The 22,176-nt window shown below is 60.9% G+C and carries 18 protein-coding genes and 2 tRNA genes; 10 read left to right on the top strand and 10 right to left on the bottom strand.

What is annotated here, in order from left to right; all coding sequences use genetic code 11:
- The first annotated feature begins 76 nt into the window (after positions 1-76).
- Both FV139_RS02605 and FV139_RS02600 read left to right on the top strand, forming a co-directional pair.
- A complete protein-coding gene (locus FV139_RS02605; RefSeq protein ID WP_148066675.1) occupies positions 77-2,776 on the top strand; it encodes a TonB-dependent receptor in 2,700 nt (899 codons plus the stop codon).
- A 270-nt stretch (positions 2,777-3,046) separates the two neighbouring features.
- Positions 3,047-3,433 carry a DUF2141 domain-containing protein gene (locus FV139_RS02600; protein WP_213003996.1) on the top strand — a complete coding sequence of 129 codons (387 nt, stop codon included), beginning with the start codon at positions 3,047-3,049 and terminating at the stop codon, positions 3,431-3,433.
- Between the two features lie 10 nt (positions 3,434-3,443).
- Here the strand turns inward: FV139_RS02600 and FV139_RS02595 are convergent, their stop codons facing one another.
- Positions 3,444-4,955: an aldehyde dehydrogenase family protein gene (locus FV139_RS02595; RefSeq protein WP_148066673.1), complete on the bottom strand. Its 1,512-nt coding sequence runs from the start codon at positions 4,953-4,955 to the stop codon at positions 3,444-3,446.
- Positions 4,956-5,086: 131 nt separating this feature from the next.
- Between FV139_RS02595 and FV139_RS02590 the strand changes: the two genes are divergently transcribed.
- Complete coding sequence (locus tag FV139_RS02590) at positions 5,087-5,725, top strand: glutathione S-transferase family protein (RefSeq protein ID WP_187276365.1); 639 nt, start codon at positions 5,087-5,089, stop codon at positions 5,723-5,725.
- 38 nt (positions 5,726-5,763) lie between these two features.
- On the opposite strand, the gene FV139_RS02585 is transcribed toward FV139_RS02590, so the two are convergent.
- Positions 5,764-7,044 (bottom strand): hypothetical protein, encoded by a 1,281-nt coding sequence (locus FV139_RS02585; RefSeq protein WP_148066670.1) that lies wholly within the window; start codon positions 7,042-7,044, stop codon positions 5,764-5,766.
- Positions 7,045-7,215: 171 nt separating this feature from the next.
- Here FV139_RS02585 and FV139_RS02580 point away from each other — a divergent pair, with 171 nt between their 5' ends.
- The 7 genes from FV139_RS02580 (at position 7,216) to FV139_RS02545 (ending at position 14,893) form a co-directional block, all read left to right on the top strand.
- Entirely contained in the window at positions 7,216-7,785 is a 570-nt protein-coding gene (locus FV139_RS02580; RefSeq protein WP_148066669.1) for a hypothetical protein, read from the top strand.
- Positions 7,786-7,906: 121 nt separating this feature from the next.
- A tRNA-Met gene (locus FV139_RS02575) sits at positions 7,907-7,983 on the top strand.
- A 138-nt stretch (positions 7,984-8,121) separates the two neighbouring features.
- On the top strand, positions 8,122-10,497 hold the full coding sequence (locus FV139_RS02570) for a penicillin acylase family protein (protein WP_187276364.1): 2,376 nt from the start codon (positions 8,122-8,124) through the stop codon (positions 10,495-10,497).
- 521 nt (positions 10,498-11,018) lie between these two features.
- Complete coding sequence (locus FV139_RS02560; protein WP_148066667.1) at positions 11,019-12,473, top strand: hypothetical protein; 1,455 nt, start codon at positions 11,019-11,021, stop codon at positions 12,471-12,473.
- A gap of 111 nt (positions 12,474-12,584) precedes the next feature.
- Positions 12,585-12,971 carry a c-type cytochrome gene (locus FV139_RS02555; protein WP_148066665.1) on the top strand — a complete coding sequence of 129 codons (387 nt, stop codon included), beginning with the start codon at positions 12,585-12,587 and terminating at the stop codon, positions 12,969-12,971.
- Between the two features lie 166 nt (positions 12,972-13,137).
- Positions 13,138-13,962, top strand: coding sequence for an ion transporter (locus FV139_RS02550; protein ID WP_148066663.1), 825 nt, complete (start codon positions 13,138-13,140; stop codon positions 13,960-13,962).
- A gap of 16 nt (positions 13,963-13,978) precedes the next feature.
- Positions 13,979-14,893: a transporter gene (locus tag FV139_RS02545; protein WP_235898498.1), complete on the top strand. Its 915-nt coding sequence runs from the start codon at positions 13,979-13,981 to the stop codon at positions 14,891-14,893.
- 17 nt (positions 14,894-14,910) lie between these two features.
- Here FV139_RS02545 and ychF read toward each other — a convergent pair whose 3' ends face one another.
- The 8 genes from ychF to FV139_RS02505 all read right to left on the bottom strand — a co-directional run bounded on the left by ychF (position 14,911) and on the right by FV139_RS02505 (position 21,991).
- The gene (gene ychF, locus FV139_RS02540; protein WP_148066660.1) at positions 14,911-16,005 is read right to left on the bottom strand and encodes a redox-regulated ATPase YchF; all 1,095 of its coding nucleotides are present in this window, start codon (positions 16,003-16,005) and stop codon (positions 14,911-14,913) included.
- A 39-nt stretch (positions 16,006-16,044) separates the two neighbouring features.
- On the bottom strand, positions 16,045-16,635 hold the full coding sequence (gene pth, locus FV139_RS02535; RefSeq protein ID WP_148066658.1) for an aminoacyl-tRNA hydrolase: 591 nt from the start codon (positions 16,633-16,635) through the stop codon (positions 16,045-16,047).
- A 29-nt stretch (positions 16,636-16,664) separates the two neighbouring features.
- Positions 16,665-17,315 (bottom strand): 50S ribosomal protein L25/general stress protein Ctc, encoded by a 651-nt coding sequence (locus FV139_RS02530; RefSeq protein WP_148066657.1) that lies wholly within the window; start codon positions 17,313-17,315, stop codon positions 16,665-16,667.
- A 70-nt stretch (positions 17,316-17,385) separates the two neighbouring features.
- Positions 17,386-18,318, bottom strand: coding sequence for a ribose-phosphate pyrophosphokinase (locus FV139_RS02525; RefSeq protein WP_148067047.1), 933 nt, complete (start codon positions 18,316-18,318; stop codon positions 17,386-17,388).
- A 383-nt stretch (positions 18,319-18,701) separates the two neighbouring features.
- A tRNA-Gln gene (locus FV139_RS02520) sits at positions 18,702-18,776 on the bottom strand.
- A gap of 12 nt (positions 18,777-18,788) precedes the next feature.
- Entirely contained in the window at positions 18,789-19,619 is an 831-nt protein-coding gene (gene ispE / locus FV139_RS02515) for a 4-(cytidine 5'-diphospho)-2-C-methyl-D-erythritol kinase (protein WP_148066656.1), read from the bottom strand.
- Positions 19,616-20,209, bottom strand: a complete 594-nt coding sequence (gene lolB, locus FV139_RS02510; RefSeq protein WP_148066655.1) for a lipoprotein insertase outer membrane protein LolB — start codon at positions 20,207-20,209, stop codon at positions 19,616-19,618. The genes ispE and lolB overlap by 4 nt, the downstream gene beginning before the upstream one ends.
- A 3-nt stretch (positions 20,210-20,212) precedes the next feature.
- Positions 20,213-21,991, bottom strand: coding sequence for a tetratricopeptide repeat protein (locus FV139_RS02505; RefSeq protein ID WP_235898497.1), 1,779 nt, complete (start codon positions 21,989-21,991; stop codon positions 20,213-20,215).
- Between the last annotated feature and the right edge of the window lie 185 nt (positions 21,992-22,176).

The raw sequence follows: 22,176 nt of genomic DNA, 5'->3' as shown, positions 1-22,176 counted from the left end.
TGGCCGACGGAGCGAATTAAAACGACAACGCCCCGTTGACCAGTTACCCGTAATCGTCATCCCTGGGGGAGAGTGTATGTTCAAGAAAAATGCCATAGCCGCCGCTGTTGCTTTCAGTGCAGCCGTTGCTGGTGATCTGGCGCTGGCAGAGGATCGCCAGGTCCATGCCCTGCGCGGCGACGACTTTGTGCTCGACGAGGTCCTTGTCACGGCACGCAAGCGGGTGGAGAACCTGCAGTCGGTGCCCATTGCTGTAGACGCCTTTACCGAGCAACAACTCGAAGAGAAAGCGATCACCTCTCTGGCGGATGTGGCCAAGTATTCCCCCAGTCTGACCTTTGAGCAGGGGGTACTTCCCAACGATACGCGTCCAACGATTCGCGGTATGAATATCAGTCGGGGCCGGCCCAACGTGGCCATTCTGGTTGATGGCATCGACGTTTCCTCGGAAACTCTTACCGTCGCCGGCGGTGGCGCTTTCGTCAATATGGGCCTGATGGATCTGGAACGTATCGAGGTCATCAAGGGCCCCCAGAGTGTGACCTACGGGCGTTCGGCTTTTGCCGGGGCGGTGAACTACATCACCAAGCGGCCGGATGCCAGCGAAGGCTTTAACGGCTACATCGAGGCAGAGGTGAATGACTACGGGTACCTGAAGGGCCAGGGTGGTGCGAGCTTCGCCATTGTGCCCGATGTACTGGCCGCAGGCCTCACGTTTACCACCAGCGACTTTGATGGCTACTACGAAAACCCCAATACCGGCGGTGACCTCGGGGGGGTAGAGCAGGACGGTGTTGCGTTCAGCTTGAACTTTACTCCCGAAGGGATGTTCTCGGCCTATTTCCGGGCGGAGTACTCTGAAGACAGCTACACGCCGCGGGCGATTGCGGTATCGCCGTCCCTGAGCAATGCCAGTGCTCCCGGAGATTTCTTTCTATCGGGTAGTCTCGGAAAGGGGGCAGTGAATACCCCGATTCCCGGTGGAATCCGGGGGGTGCCCGAGCCGACTGCCGAGCAGTGTGCTGGATCCATGTCATTCGCCTATCTGTTTGGCCAACCCATTGCCTGTGCCTCCATGTTGATGGGGGAAGTCGATACCCTGGGTGAATCGGATATCGACCAGTCGCCCAACCCCTTGACCGGCAAGGACTTCGATGGCACCTCGATAGAGAATCTTCGAACCTCGCTGGAGCTGGCCTGGTCGCTGGACAGTATCGACATCGTGTCGTTGACGGCCTATTCCGACAACGAGACGTCCGTGTCTGAAGATTTTGACCTGACCAACTTCGATCTGGAGAGCCTGGGGCCGGGCTCTGCCAACTTCGATCCGCAGTACGCCTTCGCCAACCCTTTCGGTCCATTCCCTGATTTCACGCCGCTGGGTAACGACCCGACCGCTGCAATGACACAGTTCGGGGTTAACACCAACTCCGATACGTCCTTTGAGTACCAGCAGTTCTCCCAGGAAATCCGTATCAGCGGTGATGTGGGCAACCTGGAGTGGATGCTGGACGGCCTCTACTGGGAAGAGGAAATGGACGCGGTGATGAACCAGATGTGGTGGGCTCGTGAGTCCATGGATGCCACCTACTGGGACTCCATCCTGTCACGCTTTGCTGACCCGACGTGTGCGGTCCCGGGCAAGGTGGACACCTGTATGTTGTTCTCTGGCATACAGACTGAAATGACGCCGCTGCCGATTCCCATGAGTCGGGATACAGACCACTGGTCGATTGCCGCATCGTTCACCTACAACTTCACCGATGCATTACGGATGACGGTAGAGGGTCGTTACCTGGAAGAAACACTGGAGTATGAGAGCCTGCCGCTTGATACCTTTATCAACGGCTTCCTCAACATGCCGTACTTCGATCCTGTTACGTTCTCCTTCGTACCCGAAGTGCAGAAGCGCTCGCTGGATTACGACGCCTTTGTTCCACGCGTCAGTGTCGACTGGCAGGCGAACGATGATGTATTCCTGTACGCCTCGGTTGGTGAAGGTTTCAAGCCAGGCGGGATCGCCACCACCGACGGCAATGGTGACATTTCCACCGGCGAGTACGAGCCGGAGGAACTGCTGGCCTACGAGATCGGGTTCAAGACCGATCTGTTGGAAAACCGCCTGCGCCTGAACGCAGCGGCATTCTACAACGACTATACCGACCAACAGGTGCCGTTCTTCGTCACCAGCATGGCCGGGGTCAGTAATGTATCCGTAACCAATGCGGGCAAGAGCGAGGTGATCGGTGCCGAGATGGAGGCGATCTACCGTCCTTCGGCCAACTGGACTTTCCGCCTGGCCTACACCCACAACGAGACTGAGTACAAGGAGTTCAGTATCAGCGATGTAGGTGTGCCGGGGACTTATGACAAAGTGCAGTCGGGCAATCCGGAAGGTGACTTTGCCGGCAAGGCCTTCACCAACACACCGGAAGATCTGATGATCCTTTCCATCCGCTACGATGGCCAGTTCAACAACGGCTGGCACTACTTCACCGAGTTGTTTGGCAGCTACGAGTCCAAGGAGTACATGGATGCGGGTAACCTGAGCTACCTGCCGGAAGTCTGGCTGGCGGACTTCAGTGCCGGCCTGAGTAGCGACAAGTGGCAGGTGACGGCCTATGTCAACAACCTGACCGATGAAGATCGCGCACAGAGTGGTCTGGGTAACGTGAGTTATGGCTTCATGCCGGCGGGGCAGGTACCCCCGTTCTCGGTGAGCCAGATCCTGCGCGATCCGCGTACCTTTGGTATTCGCGCTCGCTTCAGATTCTGATTCCACTCCCGCCTGGATTCAGATGTTTAGACCGCCCTCCACGCGCGGTCTTTTTTTTGGCGCCAGGAAAAGGCGGTGGCTACACTGCGCCGCAGGTGCGTGGGTGGTCACTGCGGGGACGAGTAGCTGAGGCAGGTAGGCTGTCGTACTGCGGTATGTTCCGTTCACTATAAAGGGTAGTTGGAGTAAGGAGAGGATCCGATGTTACACAGGGAATCAGGCAAACTGCCGTTTGCTGCGTTGGCAATCGCCGCGTTATTGGGAGCGGCTGTGAGTCAAGCGGAGGAGGGGAGTGCCCTGCTCACCGTTGCGGTCGATGGGCTGGAGGCGGAGGGGCCGAGTGTCTACATCTCGGTCTATACAGATGCCGACAGCTGGCTGGGTGATACCGTCGTGGCTCGTGGCCGGGTCAACCCCGCCGAGGGAAGCTTCTCCACGGCAATTACCCTGCCGCCCGGGCGATATGCTTTCACTGCTTACCTGGATGTGAACGGTAACGGAAAGTTGGACAGCAATTTTATCGGTATTCCGAAGGAGCCTGTGGCACTGTCGAACAATGCAAAGGCCCGCTTCGGCCCGCCCAGGTTCGATGATGCAGTGTTTGAACTGTCGGCAGAGGGGGTGACCCAGACTATCAGGCTGGCAGTGCCCGAGTAAGTGTGGCGCTCTAAGGGGCGCCGCTGCCGCCAATCACATCCTGAGGGGAAACGCCCACCACGCGGGCGCCGGTAAAGAAGTCAATCGACTGGCGTGTTCCTTCTTCGCCCAGACCGGAGACGCCCCAGGCACCCCGCGGTGCGACACCACTCAGGGCGAGCAGGCTGAACCCGTTGATCTTTACCCCGCCACAGCGAATTCTGCGCGCGAAGACTCGCGCCCGCTGTTCATCTTTGCTGTACACATAGGCGGCCAGGCCATAGGCGGTACCATTGGCCAGTACCAGTGCCTCTTCCTCGGTGTCGAAGGTGTGGATGCAGGCCACCGGGCCGAAAATTTCCCCAAGGCTCTGTTCCGGTGTGCAACCGTCTACCAGAGTGGGTGCGATAAAGTAGCCGGACAGGTCGGGCAGCGGGGTGGCGCTGATGAGATTGCCGCCAAGGCTTTGCAGGCGGTCGATTTCGCTCTGCACCAGCTGGTAGTGATCCTTGTGGATAAGGGGGCCCATGTCGCTGGTCTCGTCCAGTGAGTGACCCATTTTTACATTGCGAAGCTTGTCTACGACGATCTCCAGCAGATCGTCCTTGACGGATCGATGTACCAGCAGGCGTCCCAGCGCCCTGCACCACTGGGCATTGAGGTTGGTCAATCCATAGACGATTCCCTCCGCTGCAGCATCCAGGTCGGCATCGGCCATGACCACCAGGGGGTTATTACCCCCCAGCTCCAGTTGCAGGGGTACGAAGCGCCCGGCGGTGGCACTGGCGATCGCCTGGCCACCGGCAATCCCGCCGGTGAAGGAGATCGCCCTGATACGGGGGTCTTCGACCATGGTCGCGCCGGTCTTACCGTTCCCGCAAACCAGCTGAAAGGTACCTCGAGGCAGATCAAGTTCGGCGATGACTTCCGCCATGATCAGCGCTGAGTGGGGTGTCCATTCAGACGGCTTGAGGATACAGGGAGCTCCCGCTGCGAGTGCGCTGGCAATTTTATGTGAGCCGATCGCCGTGGGCCCGTTCCAGGGGGATATCAGCAGTGACGGCCCCCAGGGCTTGCGAAAATACTCGACCTCGCCCGCCTTGCCGGGCAGCATCTGCTGCAACTCACCGCCGCGGATATAGGCTGCGGCACCGCGAAACACAAAGGGTACCAATGAGGCCATCAGGCGGGTTACCCGAATCGCAGTTCCCGTGGTCAGGGCATCCGCGAGGGCCATTTTTTCCGCATACTCCGGCGCCGCAAGGCGGTCTGCGATGAGCTCCAGCACCTGTGCTCGCTCGGCCGGGCTGTATTCCTCCCAAGCTCCCACGCGATAGGCCTTGTCGACGGCAGCGAGCGCGTCTGCGATCTGTTCACCGTCGCTGACGCGCTGATCCTGCAATACCCCTCCGGTATTGGGGTCGTGCAGCAAAGGTCCGGGCGCGCTGGCCGGTTCACTGAAACTGCCATCGATGTAATTGCGCGGTGAGGGCAGCTGGATTTCTGACACGGATACGGCGTTGTCTGGTTCTGGTATGTTCATGGCTGCAAGTCTGCGCGAGGGTGCAGTCGGCAGCATTGCGCTTTATCAAATTTACCGGGATGGTCCGCGCTAAGCTGGGCATCCTGATCCCCTGCCGGATCGCAGTCTCTTGTTCCTGCGGAAAACCCAGAATGAAACTCTACAATCTCGACAATTCACCCTATAGCGCCCGGGTGCGCATCCTGATACGCCAGCGCGATTTGCCAGTGGACATTGTGCCGCCGCCGGTAGCACTGCGTACGGACGCATTTGCGCAGCGCTTCCCGCTGGCGAAGCTGCCTCAACTGGAGTTGGATGACGGCCGGTCGATAGGTGAGTCCGCAGTCATTCTGCGCTACCTGAACGACATCTTTCCCGGTACTTCACCTGCAGACCCGTCGCCGGAAGCGCGAGCTCGAGACGGGATGCTGGCCTCCTTTGCCGATACCCATCTCGCCCCCGCCCTGTTTCCCCTGTTTGCTTCCCTGATTGGACGGGCGGACGTCGGCGTTGAATCCCAGCTGGACCTGGTAAGGTTGCAGTTGCAGCATCTGGAGGCCCTGCTCGCAAGTTGGCCGGGCGATATCGGGGAGCCCGATGTCGGTGATATCTGCCTGGCGACGGTAGTGGCCTACACGTTGGAGGTCGGTGGGGCACTGGGTGCGCCGGACCTGATGTCCGGTCTTGAGATTGCCAATGCCTGGTGGAATGGTGTGCGGCAGTGGCCCGCGGTAGAGCAGACCCTGACCGAAATGCTGGAGGCACACCGGGCGTTTCTGGCGGGCCTGTGAGCCTCCGGGGGCCAGGAGACTGGCTCCCCGGGCGCTAACTACTGGAGTGAAGAAGGCAGTCGCGGTGAGGCCAGCAACTGGTTGAATCGCTGCCAGCGCTGGTCATTGGTGGTCGTACCCCGCTCTACATAATCCTTCACCAGAGCCTTGCCCCAGTTGTAGTTGATGACATAGGCCCCGTAAGTGTCGATAAAGCGGATCGCCTGCTCAGCGCGGCTGCGGCTCATCGGTCCGTAGATCTGTTTGAGCTCAATGGCTTTTTCGCGATCAATTTCCCCGTTCAGGTACTGGCGGGCGATTTCATTGCCGGTAAAGCTCAGTTCGGCGGTCAGCTCCATCACCTCGTCGTACCTGGCGGCGGTGTCCGGATCCAGCCCCGCCAGCGGGTACAGCACCTCGCGCTCGAAATGCAGTTTTTCCTTGCCGGGGAATGCCAGTTCGATGCCGTAGTTGGCACTGCCCTCGGCAATCAGTGACTGCGGGCTGAACAGCGGATACACACTGAACTCCACCCAGCCCCGCTTCTTCGCAAACTCGGATTCGAGCAGGGAGTTGTAGGTGTGGTGGCCGGGGTAACCCTCGTGGCAGCCAAGGTCTATGGCCCGGTCGATACGTACCGGCAGGCCGGTGTTGACCTGGATCAGGCTGTGGGCATCGCCCTTGTACCAGTTGTAGCCGCTCCAGGGTTTATCGGTCACATATTCAAGCCGGAAACTCTCCCCTTCTGGCAGGGAAATGCGCTCCAGGGTGCGCTCGCGGCAGGCGTCGATGGCGGCCTGGAATACGGCGGGCAGACGGTCATTGGGGATGTCGTACTGCTGCTGAAAGGCGTCCATCCTTTCATGCAGAGGGGCGTCTCCCGGGAGCAGTTTGTCCAGGCGGTCGAGGATGTCATCGAAGGAGGACAGGCTGCGGTGAGGTGGCCGGGTGTCGTAAAGAGCGAGTGCTTCGGCGTCAAAGTCCCGGGGTCCGTCAGCAGCTGAGAGCTCCGCGTAGGCCTTGAGCGCGGAGAGTTGCGTGCGCAGGTAGCTGACCCTGAGGGACTCCATATCTTCGCCGCGGGTAGCCGGCGGAAGTTTGTCCTGCAGTTTGCCTGCAGCGACGGCAATGGCGGCCATAGAGGGCGTATTCACCGCCGCGGACTCACGCCAGTCACCGGGGCCGTAGTAGGCGTCGACGTAGCCCTCGTCGTGCTCACCCAGGGCCAGCACCAGGCGGACGTACTGCTCGGCGACCTCGTCGACGGTTTCTGCCCGGGATGCCGTGGTCAGCAGCAGGAGGGGGATGAGGGCAATCAGCCCGAAGATGCGAGATGGCATGAGGAATTCCAGGATTGAGTTCGGGCGCATTATGCCAACTGTGTCGCGGAATGCGCAAAGCGTCGCCCCGCCCGGTTGTCATTACCGTGTCGCGGCTGGACACGCGCTGCCGCGGCAGCTTATCTTTTTCGCGGTAGTGACTGATTCTCCAACCCCGACCGGGAGAGCCCGATGCGTGCGAGACTCTACTGCTTGACCTTCCTGCTGCTGCAGGCCTTGTCTGCCGACGCAGCGAAGTTGCCGCCGAAAATCGACGAGATTCCCAATGCCTGCGGCTACCTCACCGAGGAAATCGCCCGGTCTGTGCTGGGCCCGGAGGTGCGTCCCTTCCAGTCCAACGAGCATATCCCGGTGTTTTACAGCCAGTGCGAGTACAAGGGCACCGGGCCTGGCAGGCACTCACTGCGCTTTGTTTTCAAGTTCATGGTCAAGGAGATGTTCGACGTCGACAAACTGGCCCCGGAGCAGATCGACTTCAATGCCGGCTTTGCCGAGGGGGGGCAGACCTTCAGCGAAAAGCTGCAATATCCCGGCAAGCTTACCTACATCTTCCACGACAGGGATACGACTTCGGTGCTGGTCATCACCGGGGTGGATGGCCCCCTTGACGGTGCCGGACAACCCTCCGCCCTCATTTTCTCCTACCGCCTGATTGACGGTGACCGCACGCCGGAACAGCGGCGGGACCTGCTGATGAAGTTTGCCTGGAGGCACCTGATCGACCTCGCCAAGTCCCAGTGAGGCCGTGCAGAAGAGATTTTACCACGGTAACGGAATTCCGTGCCCGCAGGTGCTTGACTTGCCCACCGGATTTCCGGAAAATGCGCGCCTCGTTGGGACAGCACAGTCCCGCATCTGATGTGGCTACGTAGCTCAGCTGGTTAGAGCACAGCATTCATAATGCTGGGGTCGGTGGTTCAAGTCCACCCGTAGCTACCACTTCTCCCCAATTTCGTATCACTCGGCATCAAGCCAAAGCATTTCCGGCTCTACCCAATTTACGGGGGACGGGCATCCATCCGTAGCCGATTGATAATGGGCCAGCGGCGCGCCGGAAATACATGCCAGGGAAACTCAATGACACAACTCTTTCGCTCTTTATTTATTGGCGTAGTGCTGATTGCGCTGGGCCTTGGCCTGGCCGCTTACCTCACACTTCGCGCCAGCCTGCCCGCGCTTGACGGTACGGTGGAGCACGCCGCTCTCGAACGGCCTTCCAGCCTGTCCCGAGACGGCCGCGGTACCGCTATTATCACTGCAGAGACCACCGCAGATGCCATGTTTACCCTGGGCTACGCCCACGCGCAGGATCGCTTTTTCCAGATGGATATGTTGCGGCGTATGCCCGCGGGGGAACTGTCAGCCCTGTTCGGCGAGCGCGCATTGGAAGCGGACCGGGCCATGCGTCTGCACCGGATGCGGGCCGTTGCGCAGCAAGCCCTGGCGCAATTGCCGGCCACGGGGCGACAATTGCTGGAGGCCTATACCGCGGGTGTCAACGCCGGCCTGGGCAGTCTGGGCAGCCGCCCTTTCGAATACTGGCTTGTCGGCCAGCGGCCGCAGCCCTGGATGGCGGAGGACAGTTTCCTGGTGTCCCTGGCGATGATGGTCGACATGACCGGTAAAATTGTGAACCGCGAATATGCCCGCGAATTGCTGCTTCGCTTGGGCGGTGAGGAACTGCTGCAGTTCGTGCAACCGCGGGGTTCACTGTGGGACAGCGCCATCGACGGCAGCCGCTATCCGCTGCCCACCGTCGCCTCTCCTGCCACGCTGGACCTGTCACAGTCTGCGCTGCAGGTGGCCGGCCTCGCCGCCGGCCCCACGCCGATGAATGGTTCCAACAGCTGGGCGGTGAGCGGCTCCCTGACCAGTCATGGCGGCGCCCTGCTGTCGAATGATCCACACCTGGGACTGAATGTCCCCATCATCTGGTACCGCACCCACCTGCAGTACGAGAGCAGCGCCGGGGAAGCGCTGATGCTGACGGGGGTATCGGTGCCAGGCCTGCCTTCCGTCGCCATTGGCAGTAACGGGCGGGTGGCCTGGAGCATGACCAACACCGCCGGTGACTGGGCCGACTATATCGCGGTGGAACTCGACGGTGACAATTACCTGACGCCCGACGGCGCGGAACCCCTGCAGACCCGGACCGAGACCATCGAAGTGGCTGGGTCGGACCCGGTGGCCATGGAGATTCGCAGCACCCGCTGGGGGCCGCTGACGACACTCGATAGTGGCGAAACCGTGGTGTACCGCTGGCTTACCCAGTACCCGGAAGCGATCAACCTGATGCCCATGCTCGGTCTGGACACTGCAGCCACGGCCACCGAGGCCGCGACGATTGCCCGCCAGACCGGGGTCACCCCCTTTAATTACCTGGCCGCGGATTCACAGGGCAATCTCGAGTGGACCGTGCTCGGCCAGATACCCGAGCGCAGCGGCCTGGAGACTGATCGCATTATTCCCTGGCAGGAGGCGGATGCGAGCTGGCAGGGCTGGCTGGCGCCGCAGGCCTACCCCCGCGTCAATGCAAGCAGCAACCCCTATATCTGGACCGCCAACAACCGCGTTGTCGGCGGCGATGGCCAGCGCAAGATCGGTAGCTCGGGCTACGATCTCGGTACACGGGCCTGGCTGATCGAGCAGGATCTCAAGGCCCGGCAGCAGTTCGACGAGCAGGCCATGCTGGACATGCTTCAGAACGACAGGGCGGTGGTTGTGCAGGGCTGGCGGGACCACCTGGTGGAGCTGCTGGAATCACTCCCCTCGCTGTCGGAGGATGAACAACAGGCCCTGGTTTACCTGCGCGACTGGCGTGCGCGCGCTGCCGAAGAGGACGTAGGCTATTCCATAGCGCGCCTGTACCAGAAAGCGTTTACCGCCCATTTTAACGGCCTGCTCAATGCGGCCATGCGCGAAAAGGGCCTGCTGCCGGAGGCGGAGAAAGACCTGTGGTTGCTGAACGGGCACTCGGAAGTGGCCATGATCATGTTGCGGGATGAACGGCCAGCGCACTGGTTGCCCGCCGGCCAGGATAGCTGGGCGCAACTGCAGCGCCAGTTGCTTGTAGAAGTGCTGGAAGAGCTGCAACAGGACCATGGGGAGCTGGCGGATGCACGCTGGGGCGAGGTCAATGCCCTGCACATGAAGCACCCGCTGGCAGCAGCGCTGCCCGCCTTCCTCGGCGAGCGCCTGAACATGCCGAGGTCAGTGCAGTCCGGCGATGTTAACGTGCCGCTGGCGCAGAAAAACAATCACGGCCAGTCGATGCGTTTTATCGTCGCGCCCTCGCGCGAAGCCGATGGCATACTCGCCCTTCCCGGCGGCCAGAGCGGGCACCCGCTGTCCCCTTTCTACCGCGCCAACCACGACGACTACGTGAACAACCGCCGCACGCCGCTGCTGCCTGGCGAGCCGGTGCACCGGCTTCAGCTGGCGCCGGCTGGGTAAGCCTTTGGCTTTGTAGCGATTGAAGATCTTGTAGCCGGTCTTGCGGGAGATGCCGAACTCCCGGCATACCGGCGCCATTTTTTCGCCATCGAGGAGCCTGGCGACGAATCGGAGGCGCTCATCCATACGGTTACACTCATTCCAGGGCATCTGTGGAACCTCCCCAAATGCCTAAATTGTGTAACCTATCCGCCCGGAATAAAGTGGAACCTATGCGCCGCTAACCACGCTTTATAATTAATGCCCTGGAGACTTCTGCTTTAGGGTTGCCCTCGGTTATCCCATTGCTTTCCATGCGCAATCTTCTTTACGGATGTGCCGCGGAACAAGGCCCGCAGTGACCGCTCCCGATGCGGAGGGGGCGGATTAGCTCCCCAGATTGAAGGAATATAAATCCAGTCGTTAATAACGAAACATTCCCTTGAGTAAGCAGGCTATCAACTAGGCTGAAACTTCAACGGCCCTGTGTTTGGTGCACAGCTGAATCCGGAACATTCCGATACCCCGATAAGGAGTCGTCAATGAAAACGGACATTCGTGTGGTAGTCGCGGCCCTGCTGGCAAGTTTTCCGGTGCTTCAATTACAGGCGGCCGTGGAGGGCGATGAAATCACGGGCACGGTGATCAACGATCAGTTTCCCGGGCAATCGGACTGGCCAAGCCCGGTGGCAATCGTCAGTTTTTCTGATGTCGAGTTCAGTCGCGTCGACGCCAATGTCACTACGTCGGCTGACTTTGCCGAGCACACATTGACGCTGAACTACGAGAACACTTCCGCATTCCCAAACATCACTTACGCGCCGCTGGTATTTGTATTCGAAGATATTGCAGTCGACTCAGGGACTATCACTTCGCTGGCGGAAGTGAGCAATACCTTTAGCGCACAAATAGCGACGAGCTTTACAGAAGACTCGATCACAATAGAGGTGGATACGCAGAACACCAATCCGGGTGACGTCTTCACGCTGGTTCTGGATGTGGGCGAGTCATCAGAGCCGACAGCATACTCAGTGGAATTTACCGGTACCGTTTTCTCCGTGGGCTCCAATCTTGGTGACGAGATCATGGCGAATGACGCGGTCTATGGCTGTGTCGATTACAGGGATGGCATTGAGGACACCGACCCGAGTGAAACTGTGGGTCGCTACGTGGATGCCGTAACGAATTTCCAGCTGTCAGTGGGTGACGCGGCATCGTTTTCCGGGCAACCGGGTGTGATCACCGTTTGGGATGACGCCTTCAATACGGTGCAGGACTTCTTCTCGGCTTCCGTCATTGCTGAGGACCTGGGCGTAACGGTTGGCGGGGAGGACTTGTTGGGATTTCAGTTCGGGCTTGGCGGTCAGCCCGGGGACACCGACATTCTGTTCTCTGCCGATATTCCCTCGGCCGAAGAACTACTGGCGTTTGATTACTTCACCTCCAGTAATGACGTGAACTGGATGAGGTTCTCCGCAGACGGCGGGGATGGCGACCAGCAGAACAGTATCGTTCGCTGGAGCCTTGATTCGGTGACTCCCAGGGAGTCGGCATGTGCGGAAGAGCCGCCTGTCGAGCTGACACCGGAGGAAGCACTGGTTGCCCTGATGGCCGAGCTGTCCGAACTGGACATTCACAAGGGGGTGGCCAAGAGCCTGAATGCCAAATTACGTAATGCCCTCAGTCGTCTGCAGGACGGCAATACTGCCAATGACCATGCTGCCGCTAACAAGCTGAAGGCGTTCATCAACGCGGTCAGCGCCCAGAGCGGTAAGAAAATTCCTGAAGTGGATGCGGAGGAACTGATCGCGGCGGCGGAGGCGATTATCGCGGCTATCAATGATCCGGGATCAGCTGTCGTTGTCGTCCTGGGCCAGGACCCGTCTGAGCCGGGTCCAGAGTTCGAGCCCGAGTCGAAGTCTGAGCCCAAAGCCAAGCCTCAGGCGAAGTCCAAGCCTGAGCCCAAGTCCAAGTCCAAGTTCAAGCCTCAGAAATAAATCACCGGGGTGGCATTAAGGCCCCGCGGATGAGGCACAGCTGTTGATGGCTGTAGCGGAAGTCATCATCGTGGAGATTGAAGAAACGCTGTAAGCGGATATAGTCTGTATATGTCGATTAGCATTCAGGAGTCCGCCATCATGATCTTCCCTGTCAACGCCCGGATGCCGGTTCTGTCGTTCTCCTTGTTCGCGCTGGTAAGTGGTCTGGTTTTTGCCGGCCCGGCGGACCGCATGGCGGAAGGTCGCAAGATTTACGAGTCCACTTGTGCCGGCTGTCATGCTTCCGGGGTCATGGGGGCCCCTGTCATTGGCAAGACCGAGGATTGGGAAGGCCGCTCGGAGTTGTGGGAGGGTGTTCTCATGGGCCACGCCGAAAAAGGCTGGTTGGCCATGCCCGCCAGGGGCGGAAACCCCGGGCTGAGCGACTACGATGTCGACGCCGCGGCTGAATACATGTTGAACCAGTCACAACCCAACCGGAAGGGGGATTATTAGTCGTCCATCGGGCGTGTGCGTACCGAGTGCGCACCCCCGCGGTTGCTGACTAGCGGATCAAAACCTCGAACAGGCTGTCCAACTGCCTGCCGATTCCCTAGAATTCGGCTACCCCCGGCCTCAGGGGTCGGGCCCTTGATCCTTGTTCTCTCTGTCGTAGATTCCTATGCCCTTCAACACCGATGTATTGCAGGCGAAATTCGAGCGCCTGCGCAGTAACAAACTGTTCGAAATCCTGGTCATCAGCATCATCCTGGTCTCCGCCCTGGTGATCGGCGCCAAGACCTATCCACTGCCACCACTGGCCAACCAGCTCATTGTTATTCTCGACTGGGCGATCACCTTGTTTTTCCTGGTGGAGATCAGCATTCGCTTCCTGGGTGAAAGTGACAAGAGGCGCTTCTTTCGCAGCGGCTGGAATGTCTTTGACACCCTGATTGTGGTGGTGAGCCTGATTCCCATCGAGGACTCGGAACTGGCGCTGATCGGGCGCCTGGTGCGGATCTTCAGGGTACTGCGGATGGTGTCCATCATCCCGGAGCTGCGGACCCTGCTGAATTCCCTGATGGCGGCGCTTCCCCAACTCGGCTACGTGATGCTGATGATGTTCATCATCTTCTATATCTACGCCGCGGTGGGCACGACCTTTTTTGCCGCCATCAACGATACCCTCTGGGGAGACATCAGCGTCAGTATGCTCACCCTGTTCCGTATCATGACTTTCGAGGACTGGACCGATGTCATGTACGAAACCATGGCAATCTACCCCTTGAGCTGGGTGTTCTATCTCAGCTTTATCTTCCTGTCGGCCTTTGCTTTTCTTAATATGATCATCGGTATCGTGGTGAATGTATTGGAGGAGGAGCACCAGCGCCAGGCTCAGGCGGAGGCGCTGGCCTCCGGAGAGCCGACCCTGGCTGAGTTGCGCGATGAAATTCGCGATCTTAAGCTGCTGTTGCAGGCGCAGGTTGGAAGGCGGCCGGCAGCATGAACTTGGGGAGAGTGTGGTGTCTGGAAAGATCATTCGAGTATGGGGCCTGGCCACCTTGCTGCTGGGTAGTGCGGCTGGTGCTCTAGGCCAGGAACTGACCCCGAGAGCCTACTGGCCGGCCCCGGTGGGCACGCAGCTGCTCACGCTGGGTACCTCCTACACAGACGGCGACACGGTGCCCGACCCCTCCCTGCCCATTGTCGGGTTGGATTCCAGCATCTCAACGGTCACCGTCGGCTATACCCGCGCCTTTGCCCTGGCCGGCCGCACCGCCACGGTGTCCTTCCAGCAGTCCTATGCGGACGGCAACACCCAGGCCGTTCACGAGATCCTGGGGAAGCTGGAGCGGGACTATCAGGGCAGGGGTGATTTCAGCGCTGGCTTTTCCATTAATCTGCTGGGTGCACCGGCGATGACGCGCGAGGCCTTCGCGGAACTGCGTCGAAATCCACGGCCCATACTGGGGGCGAGCCTCAAGGTGGTCGCCCCGACAGGGGAATACAACAAAAACCGCTTGATCAATGTGGGGGCCAACCGCTGGGCGGCCAAGGCCGAATTGGGCTATATCCAGCCGCTGGGGGGTAACTGGTTGCTGGAGCTGGATCTCGGTGTGTGGGGCTTTGCCGACAACGATGATTTTGTCGGCTTCACCCGCGAGCAGGACCCGATTTATTCCACCCAGGTGCACCTGATAAAACGCTTTGCACCGGGCTTCTGGGGGTCCCTGAATGTGAACGGCTACCGCGGTGGCCGCAGCACCGTCGACGGCCGTGAACTGGACGATTTGCAGCGCGACTCCAAGGCCGGAATCACGCTGGTCTTCCCCTTCGCTGGCAAGAACGCCATCAAGGCCAGCTACGCCTTCGGCTCAGTCAACGACAGCGACGAGAGCTTCGATCTCTACCAGCTGAGTTACCAGCGGGTGTTCTAGTACCACGGGGGCTGCGGTCAGACGTTAAACCGGAAGTGGATGACATCGCCATCCTGGACGATGTAGTCCTTGCCTTCCAGGCGCCAGCGGCCGGCGTCCTTGGCTCCCTGCTCGCCCTTGTGGGTGATGAAGTCGTCGTAGCTGATCACTTCCGCACGGATAAAACCCTTCTGGAAATCGGTGTGAATCACACCGGCCGCTTCGGGGGCGGTAGCGCCGACCTTGACCGTCCAGGCGCGTACTTCCTTTTCCCCGGCGGTGAAGTAGGTCTGCAGGTTCAGCAACTCATAGCCGGCGCGGATGACCCGGTTCAGTCCGGGCTCTTCCATGCCCAGGTCGGCGAGGAACTCTTCGCGCTCTTCGTCTTCGAGTTCGATGATCTCTGATTCGAGCTTGTTGCAGATCGGTACCACTACAGCATTTTCGGTGGCGGCGATCTCGCGAACGAGATCGAGATGGGGGTTGTCCTCGAAGCCTTCCTCGCTCACGTTGGCGATGTACATGGTGGGCTTCACGGTGAGCAGGAACAGCTGTTTGACCAGCGCTTTTTCATTGCTGTCGAGTTCCAGGGCCCGCACCGGTTTGGCTTCGTTCAGCTGGGGCAGCAGCTTGTTCTCCAGCAGCGCCTTCATGGCGATGGCTTCCTTGTCGCCACCCTTGGCGGTGCGAGTCACTTTCTGCAGCTGTTTCTCGCAGCTTTCGAGGTCGGCCAGGGCCAATTCGGTGTTGATGATTTCGATGTCGGCCGCGGGGTCGATCTTGTTGGCCACATGAATGACGTTGTCGTCCTCGAAGCAGCGCACCACGTGGGCGATGGCATCGGTTTCGCGGATATTGGCCAGGAACTGGTTGCCCAGGCCCTCGCCCTTGGACGCACCGGCCACCAGGCCCGCGATGTCAACGAACTCCATGGTGGTGGCAATTTCGCGCTGGGGTTTGACGATTTCCGCGATCCGGGTCTGGCGAGGGTCGGGAACCGGGACCACGCCGGCATTGGGTTCGATGGTGCAGAAAGGGAAGTTCTCGGCGTCGATGCCGGCCCGGGTCAGGGCATTGAACAGGGTGGACTTGCCCACATTGGGCAGGCCGACGATTCCGCATTTGATTCCCATGACTGTGTCCTGTCGGTAAGGGGCGCCCGGCCAGCGGCCTCAGGCAGCGCTAAAACTGTGGAGCCGGGACATGGCCCGGCTGGTATTGCCGTCCAGCAGCAGGGGCAGGGCGTCGAGTGCCTCGTCAATGCTCTGGTCGATCCGCACGCGCTCGTCGGCGGTCGGCTTGCCGAGGACGTGGCCGGTCACCCGGGAGGCGTGTCCGGGGTGCCCGATGCCGATGCGCAGGCGGTGAAAATTCTTGTTGTTGCCCAGGGCTGGAACAATGTCGCGCAGGCCGTTGTGGCCGCCGTGGCCGCCGCCCTGCTTGAAGCGGGCCTGGCCGGCCGGGATGTCCAGTTCGTCGTGGGCAATCAGGATCTGTTCGGGGTCGATCTTGTAGAAACCCGCCATGGCCGCCACGGCCTGGCCGCTGCGATTCATGAACGTGGTGGGGATGAGCAGGCGCAGGTCGTGCCCTGCCAGGGTAATGCGTGCAGTGAGGCCAAAGAACCGGCCCTCGCTCTGCAGGGTGGCGCCGCACTGACGTGCCAGCGCCTCCACAAAGTCGGCGCCTGCATTGTGGCGTGTGCCCCGGTAGTCGCTCCCGGGGTTGCCAAGGCCAGCGATCAGTTTGATGTTGGCTGTCAACGCAGGTGCCGCTCGCGGCGAAGGACCTATCAGTCCTCGCCGTTCTCCTCTTCGCCTTCGTCAGCCGCAGCTTCCACGGCTTCTTCGTCGCTGCCGCCTTTCGGTGCGATCACGCTGGCAATGGCCAGGTCGTGGTCTTCACCCAGGGCCAGGGCCACGGAGCTGACGCCTTCCGGCAGTTTGACGTCGGACAGGTGAACGATCTCACCGGTCTTCACGTCGATCATGTCGACTTCGATGTACTCGGGGATGTCGGTCGGCAGACACAGTACTTCGATGTCGGTTTCCTGGTGCTGGATCATGCCGCCCTGGATTTTAACCCCGTGGCAGCTCTTCTCGTTCAGGAAGTGGATCGGCACGTGCACCTTGATGGCCACCTTGTCGTCGATGCGCAGGAAGTCTGCGTGCATGACGGCGTTGCGGGCGGGGTGACGTTGCAGGTCCTTGAGGATGGCTTTCTCAATGCTGCCACCGACATTGATGGACAGAACGTGGGAGAAGAACGCCTCGTTTTCCAGCGCCTTTTCCAGGTCCTTGCGGATCAGGGTCAGGGGCTGGGGATCCTTGTCACCGCCGTAAATGATGGCGGGGACCAGGTCAGCGTGACGACGCAGGCGGCGGCTCGCACCTTTCCCCATGTCCTCACGCACTTCTGCGCTAATTTCAAATTGGTCAGACATTGTCTGGCTCCTTTGATAACACTGCCTTGCCTGCGACCGACTCGGCAGCGGTTGGTGTAAACGCTGCTCCTTACTGGAACAGCGCGCTAATGGATTCCTCGTTGGACACCCGGCGGATGGACTCCGCCAGCAGGTCCGAGATGGTCAGCTGGCGGATCTTGCCGATCTGCTTCGCTGCTTCACTCAGGGGAATCGTGTCCGTGACCACCAGCTCGTCGAGCTGGGAGGCCTTCAGATTTTCCAGGGCGCGGCCCGACAGTACCGCGTGGGTACAGTAGGCGACGACCTTGGTGGCGCCGCGCTCTTTCAGCGCATCGGCGGCCTTGCACAGGGTGCCGGCGGTGTCGACCATGTCATCTACCAGCAGGCAGGTGCGGCCGTTCACTTCACCGATCAGGTTCATCACCTGTGCTTCGTTCGCTTGCGGGCGACGTTTGTCGATGATCGCGAGGTCAGCGTCATCGAGCTGTTTGGCGATAGCACGTGCCCGCACTACACCGCCGATGTCCGGCGACACGACGATCAGGTTTTCGTAGTTGCAGGCCTGAATGTCGGCATTCAGGACCGGCGAGCCGTAGACGTTGTCCACCGGGCAACCGAAGAAGCCCTGGATCTGCTCGGCGTGCAGGTCGACCGTCAGCACCCGGTCTACACCTACGGTGACCATCATGTCAGCGACTACCTTGGCGGTGATGGGCACCCGGGCGGAGCGTACGCGGCGATCCTGGCGGGCGTAGCCAAAGTAGGGCACAACCGCGGTGATCCGGGCTGCCGAGGCGCGACGCAGCGCATCGATCATCACCAACAGTTCCATCAGGTTGTCGTTGGTGGGAGCGCAGGTGGATTGCACCACGAACACGTCCTTGCCGCGGACGTTTTCGTTCAGTTCAACGGCTACCTCGCCATCGCTGAACTTGCCAACATCGGCTTTGCCCAGCGCCAGATACAGCCGGCTGGCTACTTTGCGGGCCAGTTCCGGGTTGGCGTTTCCGGTAAAGACCATCATTTTAGAGGACACGGCAGACTACCCCTGGTCGTTGCTGGAAAAAGCTGCATTATGCCTGCACTGGCTCGCTGTCGGCACCTTGAGGTGCGGCGATCACCCGTGCACTACGCACAAAAAAGAAGTGCCATACACCGGTCAATGTATGGCACTGCTGTCAGGCGTTGTGGCCTTCGCGCGTCGCACCGTGTGCACGCGCTGTATAAAATGGCTGGGGTGGTAGGATTGACTCGACCCTGCGGGTCTCGGGGCTCCGCCCCGGTGTCGCTCCGCGACCCCGTCCCAATGCCTTCGGCGTTGGTCGAACCTTGTTCGAACCCTACCGTACGGCTTTCGCTCAACTTTGCACTCTGCGGTCGATCAGGCAGACGTGCGCTGGTATATGGCTGGGGTGGTAGGATTCGAACCTACGAATGCCAGGATCAAAACCTGGTGCCTTGCCGCTTGGCGACACCCCAATAATTGGGCTTTCAGGATAGCACAGACAGTGTTGGCGAGCGGTTCACGCCGCGGGCAACGAATGCCTGCCAGGGCGCTGGGACTTGCTCGGCGACCCTCTCGGCGGCCGCTTGACTGTCGAACCGGGTAAACACGCAAGCGCCGGTTCCTGTCAGTCTGGAGTCTCCGAATTTTGCCAGCCAATTCAATGCCTTGGCTACCTCGGGGTAACGCCTGGCAACGACTTCCTGGCAGTCGTTGCGGTGACCCCCCTGAAAAACGGCCGCCATTGTGATGGCAGGGCTGTTTCTTGTCAATTCCCGCGCGGAAAAAATTTCACCGGTCGGCACGTGGCAGCCGGGGTGGATGACCAGATACCAGCTTTCCGGCAGCTCCACGGGCTTCAGTTGCTCGCCAACGCCCTCCACCCAGGCGGTCTGGCCGGCGACAAATACCGGTACGTCGGCGCCCAGTTGCAGCCCGATGTGCTGCAGTTGGGTATTGCTGTAGCCGCACTGCCAGAGCTCATTCAGTGCCAGCAGGGTGGTTGCGGCGTCGGAGCTGCCGCCTCCCAGCCCACCGCCGGTGGGTATGCATTTGCTGACATGGATGCGAGCGCCATGATCGCCGTGCTGCAGCGCGCGGGCGGCTTTGACGATCAGGTTGTCGTCAGCGGCCAGGCCGAGATCATCCCCGCTCAGGCCTATAGTGCCGCTGTGATCTGCAGCAAAGCTCAGGGTGTCGCCCCAGTCCAGCAACTGAAACAGGCTCTGCAGTTCGTGGTAGCCGTCGGCCCGGCGCCCGGTGATGTGCAGGAACAGGTTGAGCTTGGCCGGCGCCAGCAGGCGCAGCGGTTTGCTCACGGCTCGCTGCCCGGCTGCCAGTCGCGAACGAACAACCGGGCACTGGTCTCGCCCCGGCTGACCCGCAAGCGCGTGGGCAGGGTGTAGCCGCCGAACTGACCATAGGCGTCAAAGCTTACCTGCCAGCCGTCCTGGCTGAGGGTGGTGAGCCGTTCATTTTCAAAGGCCAGGTCTGTCGCTTCCGCGCCGGGCTGGGGGATGCCCAGCATCCAGTAAGGCAGGGCCTTCAGTGGTAAGTCCCAACCGGTGCTCAACTCCACCGCCTGGGGGGTGGAGATGTCGAGGATGCGCAGTTCCTCGCCGCGGCGGACCTCAAGGCGTTCGCCTTCGGCCAGTATCTGGGTGGCAGCCACACCCAGTGGCCCCGAGAGCTGCAGTTCGCTGCGCCCGTCCTGTTGCCGCCACAGCAGGTTGGCCGACTCGGCAGCGGCACCGTTGCGCAGGGCCAGCTTGCCCTGGGCCTGCCAGGATTGCAGCGTCGACAAGCGTTCGAGACGCTCCTGCCAGGGGGCAGTGCCGGCCGGCGGGGGCGCAGGTGTTGTGGCGCAGCCGACCAGCAGGGTCAGCAGCAGGAAACTCAGGTAGCGCATGGATCAGGGCTGGTTCTGCAGCATGCTGACGTCGAAGCGCTGGATGGTGCTCAGCAGGATTTCATGGGCGGGATCCTTGGCCAGGGCGTCGCGCCAGATGGCCCGGGCCTGGTCGGCGCGGCCCGAGACCCAGAGCACTTCACCCAGGTGGGCGGCCACTTCAGGGTCGGGAAAGGCTCGATAGGCGCGCTCCAGGTAGGTCAGTGCCTCGTCGTAGTTGCCCTGGCGATACAGTACCCAACCCATGCTGTCGAGGATGGCCGGCTCCATCGGTTCCAGCGCAAGGGCTTGCTCAATCAGGTTCCGGGCCTCTGCATAGCGCTGGGTCCGGTTGGCCAGGGAGTAGCCGAGGGCGTTGAGCGCGGTGGCATTGGTCGGGTCCTGGGCGATGATGGCCCGCAAATCGGTTTCCATCAGGGCCAGATCGCCCTGTTTCTCGCTGAGCAGGGAGCGGCTATAGCGCAGCGACGACGAGTCGGGCAGGGCGCTGACGCCTTCGTTCAGCACGGTCATGGCCTCTGCGCCAAAGCCGACTGAGGCCAGCACCTCCGCCTCCAGGGCGTAAAGGCGCTCGCTGGTCTCGGGGTATTCCTGGCGCAATTCGTTAAACAGTGCACCGGCTTCCGCGGTCTTGCCGTTGTCCAGCAGAATCCGGCCAATGCGCCCCTTGGCACTGAAAAAATCGGGGCCATCGGGTTCGACCACCAGCATGTAGGCCTTCACTGCATCCTGTAGCTGGCCATTTTGCTCGGCGATCCGCCCCAGGTAATAGTGCGCTTCATCGGTGCGCTGGCCCAGGTCCAGCAACTGCCGCAGGTAGGCTTTGGCCGCCAGGTCGTCGCCAATCTCGTGATTGATCAGGGCCAGGGAGAACAGCAGGTCGCCGTCCCGCGGGGCGTGGGCCGACAGGATCTCGAACTGGCCGCGGGCGGCACCGATGTCGCTGCGGGTCAGCAGGCGCGCGTACTGGAGACGCAACCGGCTGTCTTCCGGGTCGGCCTCCAGCGCTTCCTCTATGTGGGCAAAGGGTGTTTCATCGCCCGCCTCGAGCAGCAGCTTGGCCTCGAGCAGCAGGCCCTGGTACTGGTAGGGATCCTGTTCGAACAGCGCCTGCAGGGTGGCCAGGGCCTGGTCGTGCTGATCCAGCTCGTCATAGGCCAGTGCCCGGGTCAGGAGCAGTGAAGCATTGTTTGGGAACTCTTCCTGCAGTGTCTCGAGCCCGCTGATCAGTTCGGTCTGCCGCTCCGGGCCCAGTTGGGGAAAGCGATTCAGCAGGATAGGGAAGTTGGCCTTGCCCTGGTCCCGGGCAACCATTGCCAGGTGGGGCAGGGCCTCGTCGGTGCGGCCCGCCCGGGACAGCAGGGTGGCGTAGGTATTGTTGGCCTCGATGTTATCCGGCTCCAGTTCCACCCACAGGGCGGCGGACGCCAGGGCCTCCGGCTCGCGCTGCAGGAACTGGGCGATATGGGTGGCGTGCGCGCTGATGCCCCGGTCGCGCAGCAGGGGAGCCTGTTCGGTGTACTGCTGCAGGGCGATGTCGTAGTCGCGCCGGCGCAGGGCAAACTCGCCCAACAGCAGGGGGTAAAGCGAATCCGCGGGAATAGCGCGTTCCGGCGGCGGTTCTGGCGCGGGTTCGGCTTGCGCCAGCGGTGCCGGGGGCGCCTCGGGCATCATGGGGGCAGAGGCGCAGGCGCCGAGCAGGGCCGAGAGGCCGGCGGCGAGGAGCACTTTTGGCGACAAACGCGGGTACAGGCGCGACATGGCGGGGAGATATCCGGACATCGGTAACAAACTCTGCTTGATTGTGACACAAGCCCCGAACTAAACCTACCTGATTAGGACCTCCCTACCGCCGCCCGGTTCCCCGTCCGGGCGCTAGTTTTTGCTTGGTAACTTGTTAGAATTACGGGAAATTTTCCATGGATGTGCTATGGTTCGCGACCTTTTTCCAGCAGATCGATTGGCGC

Source organism: Parahaliea maris, assembly GCF_008064665.1.
GTDB lineage: Bacteria > Pseudomonadota > Gammaproteobacteria > Pseudomonadales > Halieaceae > Parahaliea > Parahaliea maris.
The sequence above is the reverse complement of the archived record's forward strand: the minus strand, read 5'-3'. Positions and strand labels throughout refer to the sequence as shown.